The 13311-nt window shown below is 60.1% G+C and carries 8 protein-coding genes; 6 read left to right on the plus strand and 2 right to left on the minus strand.

The genetic code is table 11. The annotated features are described in order from the left end of the window. The first annotated feature begins 32 nt into the window (after window positions 1-32). Window positions 33-1610, plus strand: a complete 1578-nt coding sequence (gene guaA, locus PseuLF5_RS23760) for a glutamine-hydrolyzing GMP synthase (RefSeq protein WP_123466063.1) — start codon at window positions 33-35, stop codon at window positions 1608-1610. A gap of 106 nt (window positions 1611-1716) precedes the next feature. On the opposite strand, the gene PseuLF5_RS23765 is transcribed toward guaA, so the two are convergent. Next, complete coding sequence (locus tag PseuLF5_RS23765; protein ID WP_340134834.1) at window positions 1717-4803, minus strand: membrane-targeted effector domain-containing toxin; 3087 nt, start codon at window positions 4801-4803, stop codon at window positions 1717-1719. Window positions 4804-4905: 102 nt separating this feature from the next. Beyond that, on the minus strand, window positions 4906-5610 hold the full coding sequence (treR, locus tag PseuLF5_RS23770; RefSeq protein ID WP_123466067.1) for a trehalose operon repressor: 705 nt from the start codon (window positions 5608-5610) through the stop codon (window positions 4906-4908). Window positions 5611-5845: 235 nt separating this feature from the next. Between treR and treP the strand changes: the two genes are divergently transcribed. From treP to PseuLF5_RS23795, 5 genes are all read left to right on the plus strand, one after another. Beyond that, complete coding sequence (gene treP, locus PseuLF5_RS23775; protein ID WP_340134835.1) at window positions 5846-7288, plus strand: PTS system trehalose-specific EIIBC component; 1443 nt, start codon at window positions 5846-5848, stop codon at window positions 7286-7288. A gap of 90 nt (window positions 7289-7378) precedes the next feature. Then, window positions 7379-9028: an alpha,alpha-phosphotrehalase gene (gene treC / locus PseuLF5_RS23780; RefSeq protein WP_222834357.1), complete on the plus strand. Its 1650-nt coding sequence runs from the start codon at window positions 7379-7381 to the stop codon at window positions 9026-9028. 106 nt (window positions 9029-9134) lie between these two features. After that, the gene (locus tag PseuLF5_RS23785; protein ID WP_123466077.1) at window positions 9135-10358 is read left to right on the plus strand and encodes a maltoporin; all 1224 of its coding nucleotides are present in this window, start codon (window positions 9135-9137) and stop codon (window positions 10356-10358) included. A 62-nt stretch (window positions 10359-10420) separates the two neighbouring features. Next, window positions 10421-12949 carry a phosphoenolpyruvate--protein phosphotransferase gene (ptsP, locus tag PseuLF5_RS23790; protein WP_340134836.1) on the plus strand — a complete coding sequence of 843 codons (2529 nt, stop codon included), beginning with the start codon at window positions 10421-10423 and terminating at the stop codon, window positions 12947-12949. Window positions 12950-12951: 2 nt separating this feature from the next. Further along, window positions 12952-13242: a PTS transporter subunit EIIB gene (locus PseuLF5_RS23795; RefSeq protein WP_128614561.1), complete on the plus strand. Its 291-nt coding sequence runs from the start codon at window positions 12952-12954 to the stop codon at window positions 13240-13242. The last annotated feature ends 69 nt before the right edge of the window (window positions 13243-13311 follow it).

The raw sequence follows: 13311 nt of genomic DNA on the forward strand, positions 1-13311 counted from the left end.
CTGTTTCTGAATGACTTAGACGAGACTGAATCATGGCCCTCGATATTCACGCTCACCGCATCCTGATCCTCGACTTCGGTTCGCAATACACCCAACTGATCGCCCGCCGCGTGCGTGAGATCGGTGTGTACTGCGAACTGCACCCGTTCGACATGGACGAAGATGCGATCCGCGAATTCGCTCCTAAAGGCGTCATCCTCGCCGGCGGCCCCGAGTCCGTGCACGAAGCCAACAGCCCGCGCTGCCCGCAGGCCGTGTTTGACCTGGGCGTACCGGTCTTCGGTATCTGCTACGGCATGCAGACCATGGCCGAGCAACTGGGCGGCAAGGTGGAAGGTTCCGAACTGCGTGAGTTCGGCTACGCCCGCGTTGACGTGGTCGGCAAGAGCCGCCTGCTCGACGGCATCGAAGATCACATCGACGCCGACGGCCTGTTCGGTCTCGACGTGTGGATGAGCCACGGTGACAAGGTCACCAAAATGCCGGCAGACTTCCACATCCTCGCCAGCACCCCGAGCTGCCCGATCGCCGGCATGTTCAACGACGAACGCGCTTACTACGGCGTGCAGTTCCACCCGGAAGTGACCCACACCAAGCAGGGCGGTCGCATCCTGTCGCGCTTCGTGCTGGACATCTGTGGCTGTGAAGCCCTGTGGACCCCGTCGAAGATCGCTGAAGACGCCATCGCCAACATCCGCGCACAAGTCGGCACCGACAACGTGCTGCTGGGCCTGTCCGGCGGTGTTGACTCCTCGGTGGTTGCCGCACTGCTGCACAAGGCCATCGGCGACCAGCTGACCTGCGTGTTCGTCGACAACGGCCTGTTGCGTCTGCACGAAGGCGAGCAAGTAATGGCCATGTTCGCCGAGAACATGGGCGTCAAGGTGATCCGCGCCAACGCTGAAGACCAGTTCCTCAATAACCTGGCCGGCGAAGCCGACCCGGAGAAGAAGCGCAAGATCATCGGCCGTACCTTCATCGACGTGTTCGATGCCGAATCCTGCAAACTGGACAACATCAAGTACCTGGCTCAGGGCACCATCTACCCGGACGTGATCGAGTCGGCTGGCGCGAAAAGCGGCAAGGCCCACGTGATCAAGTCGCACCACAACGTGGGCGGCCTGCCGGAAGAGATGAACCTGAAACTGGTCGAGCCATTGCGCGAACTGTTCAAGGACGAAGTCCGTCGTCTGGGTCTGGAACTGGGCCTGCCGTACGACATGGTCTACCGTCACCCGTTCCCGGGCCCGGGCCTGGGCGTGCGCATCCTCGGTGAAGTGAAGAAGGAATACGCCGATCTGCTGCGTCGTGCCGACCACATCTTCATCGAAGAACTGCGCAAGGCCGACTGGTACCACAAGGTCAGCCAGGCGTTCGTGGTGTTCCAGCCGGTGAAATCGGTTGGCGTGGTCGGCGATGGCCGTCGTTACGCCTGGGTCGTGGCCCTGCGTGCCGTGGAAACCATCGACTTCATGACCGCACGTTGGGCTCACCTGCCTTACGAACTGCTGGAAACCGTTTCCGGCCGCATCATCAATGAAATCGAAGGCATCTCCCGCGTCACTTACGACGTGTCGAGCAAGCCGCCGGCGACGATTGAGTGGGAATGATCCCGCGCATGCCGTGACGGTGTGAGTGCAGGTAAACAAGAGGCCGCGTGAAGCAATGTTTCACGCGGCCTCTGCGTTTGCGGCGTTCATTTCTAACCGATCAGCCTCAATCGGGAATCCGGCTGCGCAATATCAGCCCGGTATCGGATAGTCGTTCCGACATGTCCCTCAGGCTGGCGAACTCAATGTCATTCACACGCTGCCATGCAGGTCGGTGGAGGGACACCTTGCCGTCACTCGATCGAGTGATCGGTGTGCGTTGCAGCAAACCCTGTTTGCTGCGGTGGATCAGGGTGTAGCTGTCGCCTGTTTTTTCGAACAGATACATGCCGCGCCTGTATAAGAGATTCTCCAGCGTCTCCTCGTTCCAGTTCACCTCGGGTGCCTGAACTTTCCAGCGCAAATCGGCGCGAAGAAGGTCCGGATTCCCTTGCCTGACGGTAGCCCCGGGCGGGCTGTCGCGTGGTACTTCAATCCCTGGATCGACATCCATACCCAGCTCTTCACCGATGCCGACTTCAGCGATTCGCAGGCCGATTCCGCCCTTCAATTCGCTGATACCCATCAGTCCTCGGAAGGTATTGGTGTTGTGAGCATCCGTTACTACGAGCCATTTTCCCGGGCTGTTGAGGTAGGCGTCGCCGGTCATGATGTCGTTTGCCAGGTAGGTGCTCATCATTTGCTCGTCGACGGAGGGCAGCGGTGCTTTCATTTTGTAGCTCGCGGCGCAGTCGATCGCCTGGATCCGGACACCGTTTGCTCGCGCGGTCTGAACCAGTTCCAGCGGGTTGAATCGACCGGCGGGATCGGTGCCCAGGCTGCTCAGGTAAGTGCGTAATTGCGCAGTCATGTTGCCGCTGCTGAAATAGCGGTTCAGTTCAACTTGAGCGAAGTCACTGAGCAGTCCGCGCATGTAGAGGGTTTTTACGTGACGGGCCAGCGCGGGCATGCTTTCAATCAGAAAGCGCAGGCTGGCGATGCGATTCAGGGTTTCACCCACTACCAGCCCTGAAGCACTTTCAAAAATCCTGTCGACAAGATCGGCCAGCGGCATCAGGCGGCTGATTTCGGGTATTGCCGGACGCGCAGGCAGAATGACCCACGGCAGGTTCTTGAAAAAAATTCTGGCTGAATTCTGCAAGAGTTGGCGCTTACCGGATGCGTACAACTCGAACGGATCGTCCATGGCAAAGCCGCCGGCTCCGTCGGGCTGCAACTGGACATGGGCCTCGTCGAGGTTCAACGCCCAGCTTCTTATCGAACTGCGCACCGTTGGATCGATATCGTAGGCGCTGGTCACTGGACGAGGAGGGCGCGATGTCGACGGTTGCGGTTCCTGCGCCGGTTGAGCGGGTACCTCGGGCGGTGCAGGTTCGAAGGTATCGAGTTCGATCTCAGGGGCGCATTGCTTGCCCATGCATTGACCTCCACCTCTGAGCCCCAGTGCAGGCATGCGCTCCCAGTCACCTTCGCCATTGAGACGGACTGGCAGGGCGTGGACGAGCTGGTTGGGTCGCTCCGGGTCAACGATCGCCCAGTCGCCACTGCCCCGAGAGTTGGTGAAGTAGCGCACATAGTACGGCGTGTCATTCATCAAAATGGCATAGGGCGGATCCGTGTCGAGACGGTAGATTCCGTGGAATTTCCCGGACTCCTCGCCGAGTGCCGTACCGTCGAGCAACTCGTTGCATTGATAACGCTCGGGCACCGCTGGCGGTGGGACGTTCTGCGCCGGAACCAGGACTGTTTCATCGAGATTTGGCACGCTAGTGTCGACATCCTCCGGCACCATGATCTGCATTGGGTTGTCAGCCTCGGTGGCAGGGTTCAAGGCTTCGCTGTACTCGGCCATTTCTGCGGCCTCTGCCGCATCGACCTCGGCGCCCATTTCCAGCATCGGCCCGGTGCCGATCAGCAATGGCAGATTGAGTAACAGGTTGATGCCATTCAGGACCGCATTCTGCACGCCGGCCTTGCGTTCGGCCCTTGTCTTGCCGTTTTGCGCCTGATCGATATTCAGACCCATGCTGGCCACGGTGGCGCCAATCACCGGCAACGCCAGCGGCCAACCGACAGTGGCCATCGGACCGAACACTTTGAGGCCGGCACTCAGATAGCCGATCCACAGTTTTTTGCGCAGATCGCCATTGGACGTCAGTGACAGGTGGGCTTCAGCAAACATCGCCTGACGGGTCGAGTCGCGCAGCCAGCTGAATGCATCATCGCTCAGCACCTGATTTGCGCGGTTGATCAACTGATGGTCGGCCCGGCCCCAGGTGCTCACCAATCGGTTCATCAGATCGGACATGTTCTCGTTCATGTGCTGACGATCGGCGAGGGCAAAGTGATCCAGGAAGTTCGCGCAGCGTTTTGCGTCGTTCAGTTGATCCAGTACCCACCAATGCAGGTCCGCTGCCGTTTCCTTGATCACGAACGCCTCGGTTTCACTGGGCAGATAGATAATCTGGCGACCGGAGGGGGCGACGATGCGCAGCAATTGCGTGGCGACATGCCCGTCGACGTCGAAGGCGCATACGTCGCCCGTTGGCGTGTGGCTCGCTTGCAGCATGCTCAGGCTCACCGGCCAACTGACGGGCCCCACCACTGAGCCCGTCAGCCATTGGAAGTCAGTGCCGCTGAGCTGCCCAAGGTCCAGCGCCTGCACCGCACGGCTGAGGAAATTGCACTTGGCCAAGGTGCGAAAATCCTCGCTGTGACTGTTCCAGAAGTCCGTCAGGGTGGTGCTGTAGTTGCCACTGAAGTCGAGGTTCCAGAACGCGTTCAAGACCTCGTTGCCATGCAGGCACACCTGGTTTTTTTCGTCGAAGTTCTCGCCCTGCGGACCTTCGGTGTAGAAGCCGCCGTACAGATCGAGCAGGTCGGCGTTGTCCTGGTCGGTGGCGCGGAAACGATGAATGACCAACTGTGTCAGGGTCAGTGATTCGTAGGGTTTTTCGCGGATGTGCTCCCAGCCGGTAAACGAGCGGGTGCTGCTCTGGGCCGTCTTGAAGCGATGGAAATAAACCTGATCCGGATCGAGGCTCAACAAGCCTTTTGCTTCCAGCAGATTACGCGCGGCTTCATGGGCGGCGTCCTGCAGGCCGGGGCAGTTCTGCACGACGGTATAGGCGATTCGCTGCAGCGCCGCTTTGTCTGCCGCGTTCGGTAGAGGGCTTTGTTGGGTGGCGTACATGCTTTCTCCATCCTTGAGAATTGAGGGCCGAGCATGGCCGACTCGCTCAAGGGGAGTGCACTACATATGTACCGCACATGATCGTTCGAAAGATGTCGGGGGTCAGCGCCGTGCCACGTCGGAAAAGTAGAACTTGTCGAGAGTGTGCCGCGATTCGGTGTACTCGAACTGACGGCCGTCCTGGAGGAAGGTCTGGTTGCTGACCACGATCACATGGCTCTGGCCGTCGAGGTCCAGGTGCAGTTGATCGTCCTTGCTGCGCGGCACCGCTTCGATGGTGCGTTGGGCGTAGGCAATTTGTAACTGCAGGGTCTGTTCGATATGGGCGTAGATCGATTGCTCGGCGATCTCGAGGGACAGGCCGGGAATCACTTCGCTGACAAAGTGGTTGATGTCGAGAATTACGCGTTTGCCGTCGATCCGCCGCACACGCTTGATCCGGGTGATGAGACTGCCGGGTTCGGCATGGATGTGTTCGAGCAGGGCGCCTTCGAGCGGGATCTGGCTCAGCTCGACCACTTCGGTGCTGACATCATTGCCCAGGCGCGGGTAGGTCTCCTGGAAACTGACGATGCCGCCGAGCTGAAACTCGATCGGGTCGGTCGACAGCACAAAGGTGCCCTTGCCATGGATTTTCTGCGCAAAGCCGCGTTCCTGAAGCAGTTCAATCGCTTTGCGCACCGTGCCTCGGCTGGCCTGATAGCTGTCCATTAGTTCGGTTTCGGATGGCAGGCGGGCTCCGCGCTGCAGGCGCTCAGTGGTGATGTTGGCCAGCAGATCGCTATAGATCTGGTTGTATTTGCTCATGGGGAGGCTCGGTGCCGGCTGTGCTCAAAGCTTCGAACCTTAAGGCCAGGGTAGGGCTTTGTCCATGTGGGCGATGGAAATCACCTTAAGGTCGGGTAGGAAAATTCGCCCTCGGTCTGGTGGGAATATACACAAACAAACTCGTCTGTACGAGTTGTTGCATTAACTCGTACAGACGAGTATTTTTCGCTTCGGCGTGCTGCCAATAACAACAATCCATAGCGGAAGAATTAGCATGAGCCACGACTATCCGAACATCGCCCGGCAGTTGCTGCAAAGCCTCGGCGGCAGCGACAACCTCGAGCAGGCCGCCCATTGCGTCACGCGGTTGCGGCTGGCCCTTAAGGATCCGAGCCTGGTCGACAGTGCCAGGCTCAACCAGATCGACCTGGTCAAAGGCTCGTTCTTCACGGGTGGCCTGTATCAGGTGGTGATCGGTCCGGGCGAAGTGGAAAAGGTCTATGCCGAACTGCGTCGCCAGACCGGTCTCGCGGCGTCGACCATCGCTGACGTCAAACAGAAAAGCGCCGAAAAAATCAACGCCATGCAGCGTCTGGTGCGGGTTTTTTCCGACGTGTTCATGCCGATCCTCCCGGCGCTGATCATTGCCGGCCTGCTGATGGGCATCAACAATCTGCTCGGTGCCAAAGGCATGTTTATCGACGGGCAGACCCTGCTCGATGCCTACCCGAAACTCGACGGGCTGTGGAGCCTGATCAATCTGATGGCCAACACCTCGTTCGTGTTTCTGCCGGCGCTGGTGGGCTGGTCGGCGGCCAAACGCTTTGGCGGCAGCGAGATCCTCGGCATCGTGCTCGGTCTGATGCTGGTGCATCCTGACCTGCTCAACGCCTGGAACTATGGCAAGGCCGTCGCCGGGCTGGACGGGCAGCATCTGCCGTACTTCGACATTCTCGGCCTGTTTCAAGTGGAGAAGGTCGGTTATCAGGGGCAGATCCTGCCGATTCTGCTGGCCGCCTACGTGATGAGTGTCATCGAAAAATGGCTGCGCGCGCGCGTGCCCAACGCCATTCAATTGCTCGTTGTACCCATCACCACCATTGTCGTCACAGGCGTGCTGGCGCTGGCAGTGATCGGCCCGGTGACCCGCCACCTCGGCATCTTCATCACCGAAGGGCTGGTCATGCTGTTTGATCTGGCGCCGATGGTGGGTGGCGCGATTTTCGGTGTGCTGTATGCCCCGCTGGTAATCACCGGCATGCACCACATGTTTCTCGCGGTCGACCTGCAATTGATCTCGACCCAGGGTGGCACCTTTATCTGGCCGATGATCGTCATGTCCAACCTCGCTCAGGGCAGTGCCGCCCTGGCGGTGTTCTGGATGACCCGTAATGCACGGGACAAGAGCATGGCGTCGACTTCGGCGATTTCCGCCTACTTCGGCATCACCGAGCCGGCGATGTTCGGCGTCAACCTGCGCTACAAGTTTCCGTTCTACGCCGCGCTGACCGGTTCGGCGCTGGGTTGCGTGTTCCTGTCGCTGAACAAGGTTCAGGCCTCGGCCATCGGCGTCGGTGGTCTGCCGGGGTTCATCTCGATCATTCCGCAGTACATCCCGATGTTTGTGCTGGGGATGCTGATTGCCATGCTCGTGCCGTTTGTTCTGACCTGTGCATTGAGCATGAAGATTGTCAGGCCCGGTTATCGGGTTGCCTGATCAAGTGCTTTCGCGAGCAAGTTCGCTCCCACAGTCGATCGCTTTTCAACGTGGGCGCGAGCTGCACGGACTTATTGAAGGAGTTGTGCCATGCAAGACTGGCAGCGTTCGGTGATCTATCAGGTCTATCCGAAGAGTTTTCATAGCCACGCCGGCAACCCGACGGGGGACCTGCTCGGTATCGTCGCCAAGCTCGACTACCTGCAGTGGCTGGGTGTCGACTGCTTGTGGATCACGCCATTCCTGCGTTCGCCGCAACGCGATAACGGCTATGACATCAGCGATTACTACGCCATCGACCCGAGCTACGGCAGCATGGCCGACTGCGAATTGCTGATCGCCGAGGCGGGCAAGCGCGGGATCAAGCTGATGCTCGACATCGTGGTCAATCACACCTCGATCGAGCACGTGTGGTTTCAACAGGCGCGCAGCAGCCTCGACAACCCTTACCGTGATTTCTACATCTGGCGAGATCAGCCGAACAACTGGGAATCCAAGTTCGGCGGTTCCGCCTGGGAGTACGAAGCCCAGACCGGTCAGTACTACCTGCACCTGTTCGACCACACCCAGGCCGACCTGAATTGGGACAACCCCAAGGTCCGCGCTGAAGTGTTCAGGATGATGCAGTTCTGGCGGGACAAAGGCGTGGGCGGTTTTCGTCTGGATGTGATCAATCTGATCTCCAAGCCCGCGGACTTTCCCGAAGACGCCAGCGATGGCCGATGCTTCTATACCGACGGGCCGAATGTCCACGAATACTTGCAGCAGATGCACCGCGAGGTTTTCGAAGGGCACGACCTTATCAATGTCGGCGAGATGTCATCGACCAGCCTCGAACACTGCATTCGTTATTCCAATCCGCAGTCGAAAGAACTGTCGATGACCTTCAACTTTCACCACCTGAAAGTCGATTATCCGAACCGGCAGAAGTGGGTGCGCGCCGACTTCGATTTCCTCCAGCTCAAGAGCATCCTGTCCGACTGGCAGATCGGCATGCAGGTCGGCGGCGGCTGGAATGCGCTGTTCTGGTGTAACCATGATCAACCGCGCGTGGTCTCGCGCTTCGGCAATGACGGCGAGTACCGCGAACTCTCGGCGAAGATGCTCGGCACCGCGCTGCACTTTCTGCAGGGCACGCCGTTCGTGTATCAGGGCGAAGAGTTGGGCATGACCAATCCGGGGTTCGAGTCGATCGAGCATTATCGCGATGTCGAGACGCTGAACATCTTTCGCCTGCGGCGCGAGGCCGGCAGCAGCGACGCCGACAATATGGCGGCGATCATGCAGAAGTCCCGTGATAACGGGCGCACGCCGATGCACTGGGACGCCGGGCCGAACGCCGGTTTCAGCAGTGTCGAGCCGTGGATCGGAGTGCCGGCCAATGCCGCGCAGATCAACGTCGCCAAGCAGCTCGATGACCCCGACTCGGTACTGCATCACTACCGCAATCTGATCGCACTGCGCCGCCGCGAATCGCTGATTACCGAAGGGGTGTACCGACAATTACTGCCCGAACATCCGCAAGTCTGGGCGTATGTGCGTGAAGGCAGCGCCGAGCGTTTGTTGGTGGTGAACAACTTCTACGGGACAACCTGTGAAGTGGAGTTGCCGACGACAGTCATCAGCGAGTCAATGAGCCAGCGCCTGTTGATCAGCAACTATCCGGACGGCCCGTTGCGCAAGCGGCAGGTGGTTTTGCGACCTTACGAGTCCTTCGTCCTGCACCTGATTGATCCCTGACATTTAACTGGAAAAACCAGCTTTCAAAAAACACGCAGAGCACTGCGCGGGGGATTTTTGCGCGCCGAATTCATGCAACCAGACAATAAAAACAATGGGGTGGCTTATGAAAACAACAATAAATCGCAGCCTTGCAGTGGCAGGTTTTTGCCTGGCCTTACCGTCAGCTTCAGAGGCGCTGGAGTTTGGCGGCTACTTGCGCAGCGGTGTCGGCACGTCGGTCAACAGCAGCGGTCAGTCGTGCTTCCAGTTACCGGGCGCGCAGACCAAATATCGCTTGGGTAACGAGTGCGAGCAGTACGGCGAGCTGGAGTTGCGTCAGGACCTGTACACCCTCGACGACGGTTCGGTACTGAGTGTCGACGGCATGGCCTCGCTGTACAACCGCTACGACCGCAGCCCCACCTTCAAGGACGACAACGGTTCGATCCGCTTGCCACAGGCTTATGCACAGTGGTCGGCGATGCCCGCTCTCAACGGTGGTTCATTGTGGGCCGGGCGCCGTTACTACAAACGCAATGACATCCATATTTCCGACTTCTACTACTGGAACCAGAGCGCCACGGGCGGTGGGGTCGAAGACGTGTTGATCGGCGACCTTAAATACAGCTACGCCTTTTCGCGCAAGGACAACCTGTACCAGAAGGACTACATCAATCGGCACGACTTCAACGTCGCCGGGTTCAAGACCAACCCGGGCGGTGAGCTGGAGTTCGGCTTGAGCTATATCGACAAACCCGACAGCCGTGATGCCCATCGGGGCTGGGCGATCACCACGCAACATGTGCAGACGGGTTTTCTCGGCGGCAAGAACAAACTGGCGCTGCAATACGGTGAAGGGCCGGGCACCGGGCTGGGCTATACCGGCAACGTCAAACTGGACGACAGCAACAAGAGTTACCGGATCGTCGAGTTTTTCGACTGGCAGGTGACACCGCGCTTCGGTGGCCAGGTCGAGGCGGTGTACCAGAAAGACATGCGCCCGGACGGTGCCGATCAGAACTGGATATCTCTAGGTGTGCGTCCCACCTATGCGCTCAGCGACCACTTCAAACTGGTGACCGAACTGGGCCACGATCAAGTCGAAGCCCAGGGCGGCACGCGCAAGCTGAGCAAGTTCACGTTTGCCCCGACCTGGTCGCCCAAAGGCCCTGAGTTCTGGGCGCGTCCAGAGGTGCGCCTGTATTACACGTACGCGACCTGGAACGAGGCGGCCAAACGGGCGGCCAACGAACTGGCCAAAGGCTCGGCACTGTCTGATACCGGCGCCTTCGGCAGTGCTCGCCACGGTGCGAATGTCGGATTGCAGGTCGAATACTGGTGGAAATAAGCGATGCTGGTGGAGCGTCGCGCTCCATGAGCACTTCAAAGCATAAAACTGCAGGTGACGTCATGGCCACACCCCAACAATTGCAACTGCTGGCTCCTTTGTCCGGTGTCCTGATGGCGCTGGAGCAGGTCCCCGATCCGGTGTTTTCCGGGCGCGTGATCGGTGACGGCCTGTGCATCGACCCGACCTCGTCGACCCTGTGCGCGCCCATGGCCGGGGTCATCAGTAATGTGCAGGCCAGCGGACACGCCGTGAGCATCACCGACGACCATGGCGTGCAGGTCTTGATGCATATCGGCTTGGATACGGTGAACCTCGCCGGGCAAGGCTTCACCCGTCTGGTTGAAGAGGGCCAACGGGTCACCGCGGGGCAGGCGCTGATCGAGTTCGACGCCGATTACATTGCCCGACATGCGCGCAGCCTGATGACATTGATGCTGGTTGTCAGCGGGGAGCCGTTCACTTGGCTGGTCGCGTCGAGCGGACGGGTCGAAACCGGTCAGCCGTTGCTTGGGCTTGTCAGCGGACAGACGATCAGCGAAGAGCCAGGCGCAGCAGAAACGCCGGCGGTGTTTTCACAGCAGTTGAAACTACCCAACGCCAATGGCCTGCACGCGCGCCCGGCAGCGGTGTTCGCGCAAGCGGCAAAGGGCTTCGCGGCAAAGATTTACCTGCACAAACAGCAGGCTCGGGCCAACGCCAAATCCCTGGTGGCGATCATGGCGTTGCAGACCGCTTTCGGCGACAGCGTGCAGGTCAGTGCGGTGGGCGAAGATGCTGACGCCGCCATTGATGCGCTGACTCGATTACTGGTTGAGGGCTGCGGTGAAACGGTGACAGCAGTGGCATCTGTCGAGGTGGTTGAAAGCGAGGTTCTGACCCTTCTGCGTGGCGTCTGCGCGTCACCCGGTTCGGCATTGGGCAAAGTGGTGCAGATCAGCGAGCCAGTCTTCGACGTCAGCGAGTTCGGCGGCGGAGCAGGCATCGAGCGTGCGGCCCTCGCCACTGCCCTGGTCGAAGCGGATCTGGCCTTGCAGCATTTGCGCGACAGCGCCGCTGGCGAGGCCGAAGCCGAGATCTTCAAGGCGCATCAGGAACTGCTCGAAGATCCGGGACTGCTCGACCAGGCCCAGGCGCTGATCAGTGAGGGCAAAAGCGCGGCGTTCGCCTGGCGCGCAGCCACTGAAGAAACCGCAGCGATGTTTCGCCAGTTGGGCAGTGCGCTGCTGGCCGAACGGGCAGCGGATCTGACCGATGTCGGGCGCCGGGTGCTCAAGTTGCTGCTGGGGATTGCCGAGCAGGCGCTGGCGTTGCCGCAAGACAGTATTCTGATCGCCGATCAGCTAACCCCGTCGCAGACCGCTGGCATCGATACCAGCAAAGTACTGGGGTTCGCTACGGTCGGCGGCGGCGCGACCAGCCACGTGGCGATTCTCGCTCGCGCCTGTGGTCTGCCGTCGATCTGCGGGGTGCCGGTGCAAATGCTCGCACTGTGCAACGGCACCCCGGTATTGCTTGACGCCGACAAGGGCGAATTGCATGTGCATCCCGATCCTGCGGCCGTCAGCCAATGGCAGGCGCGGCACGCGCAACAGCGTCACCGCCATGAACATGAGCTGGCCAATGCAACGCTCGCGGCACGGACCTGTGACGGGCATCACATCGAGGTGTCGGCCAACGTCGCCTCATTGTCTGAGACCGAGCAGGCAATGGCCCTGGGCGGTGCGGGCGTCGGCCTGCTGCGTTCGGAATTTCTCTATCTGGGGCGCAATCACGCACCGAGCCATGACGAACAGGTCGCCACCTACAGCGCCATCGCTCGCTGTGTCGGACCTGCGCGCAATCTGGTGGTGCGCACCCTCGATGTCGGTGGCGACAAACCGCTGGCCTACGTGCCCATGGACAGCGAAACCAATCCGTTCCTCGGCGTGCGCGGTATTCGTTTGTGCCTGGAGCGCCCGCAGTTATTGCGTGAGCAGTTCCGGGCCATGCTCGGCTGTTGCGATCTGACGCATTTGCACATCATGTTGCCGATGGTCACGCAACTGTCGGAACTGCGCCTGGCGCGGCAGATGCTCGACGAGGAAACTCTCGCGCTGGGGCTAACGCAACGGCCGAAACTGGGGATCATGATCGAAGTGCCGGCAGCGGCACTGATGGCGGACCGGTTTGCGCCTCTGGTGGATTTCTTCTCGATCGGCACCAATGACCTGACGCAATACACCCTGGCGATGGATCGCGATCACCCGCGCCTGGCCAGTCAGGCCGACAGTTTTCATCCCTCGGTACTGCGCTTGATCGCCATGACCGTGAAGGCCGCGCACGCCCATGGCAAATGGGTCGGCGTGTGCGGGGCGATGGCCTCGGAGCGTCTGGCGGTGCCGTTGTTGCTGGGGTTGGGGGTGGATGAGCTGTCGGTGAGCGTGCCGATGATTGCGCCGGTCAAGGCGACGGTGCGCGAGCTGCAGTTGGCCGAATGTCAGATCATCGCCCAACAAGTGCTCGGTCTGGAAAGTGCCGGGCAGGTGCGCGAGGCGCTGCAGCTGTTTCACGAGGCAACCGTCGATACCTTACGGGTTCTGGAGAACTGAAGATGTTGGATAAATTGCAGAAGGCATTCTGGAAGGCCCTGACCCCGGATCTGGTCGTGGACACGCCCGAAGCGCCGGCCGAGCCGAGCGAAGGATTAAGCGCGGCCATCGTCGCGGCACTGGGCGGTGTGGATAACCTCCAGTCGCAGCAACCACTGGCGTTGACGCGGGTGCGGGTTGTATTGCGTGACGTGTCGGGCATTGATCAACAGGCTTTGAGCGCTGCCGGGGTCGCGGGCGTGATGCCCTTGGCGGACGGTGTGGTGCATCTGATTACCGGGCTGCGACCTTAAGCCGGTCAGGGGCGTGCGGCCTCAGGTCGCCCTTACTGTTTCTCATCCGCAGGTGTATCGTATTCGCCT

It is taken from the genome of Pseudomonas sp. LF-5 (genome assembly GCF_037626295.1).
Taxonomy (GTDB): Bacteria; Pseudomonadota; Gammaproteobacteria; order Pseudomonadales; family Pseudomonadaceae; genus Aquipseudomonas; species Aquipseudomonas monsensis.

Bases quoted from the DNA above. Each gene is read 5' to 3' on its own strand.
- treC (WP_222834357.1), top strand. From the start codon at position 7,379: ATGCAAGACTGGCAGCGTTCGGTGATCTATCAGGTCTATCCGAAGAGT.
- ptsP (WP_340134836.1), top strand. From the start codon at position 10,421: ATGGCCACACCCCAACAATTGCAACTGCTGGCTCCTTTGTCCGGTGTC.
- PseuLF5_RS23785 (WP_123466077.1), top strand. From the start codon at position 9,135: ATGAAAACAACAATAAATCGCAGCCTTGCAGTGGCAGGTTTTTGCCTG.
- treP (WP_340134835.1), top strand. From the start codon at position 5,846: ATGAGCCACGACTATCCGAACATCGCCCGGCAGTTGCTGCAAAGCCTC.
- PseuLF5_RS23795 (WP_128614561.1), top strand. From the start codon at position 12,952: ATGTTGGATAAATTGCAGAAGGCATTCTGGAAGGCCCTGACCCCGGAT.
- treR (WP_123466067.1), bottom strand. From the start codon at position 5,610: ATGAGCAAATACAACCAGATCTATAGCGATCTGCTGGCCAACATCACC.
- guaA (WP_123466063.1), top strand. From the start codon at position 33: ATGGCCCTCGATATTCACGCTCACCGCATCCTGATCCTCGACTTCGGT.
- PseuLF5_RS23765 (WP_340134834.1), bottom strand. From the start codon at position 4,803: ATGTACGCCACCCAACAAAGCCCTCTACCGAACGCGGCAGACAAAGCG.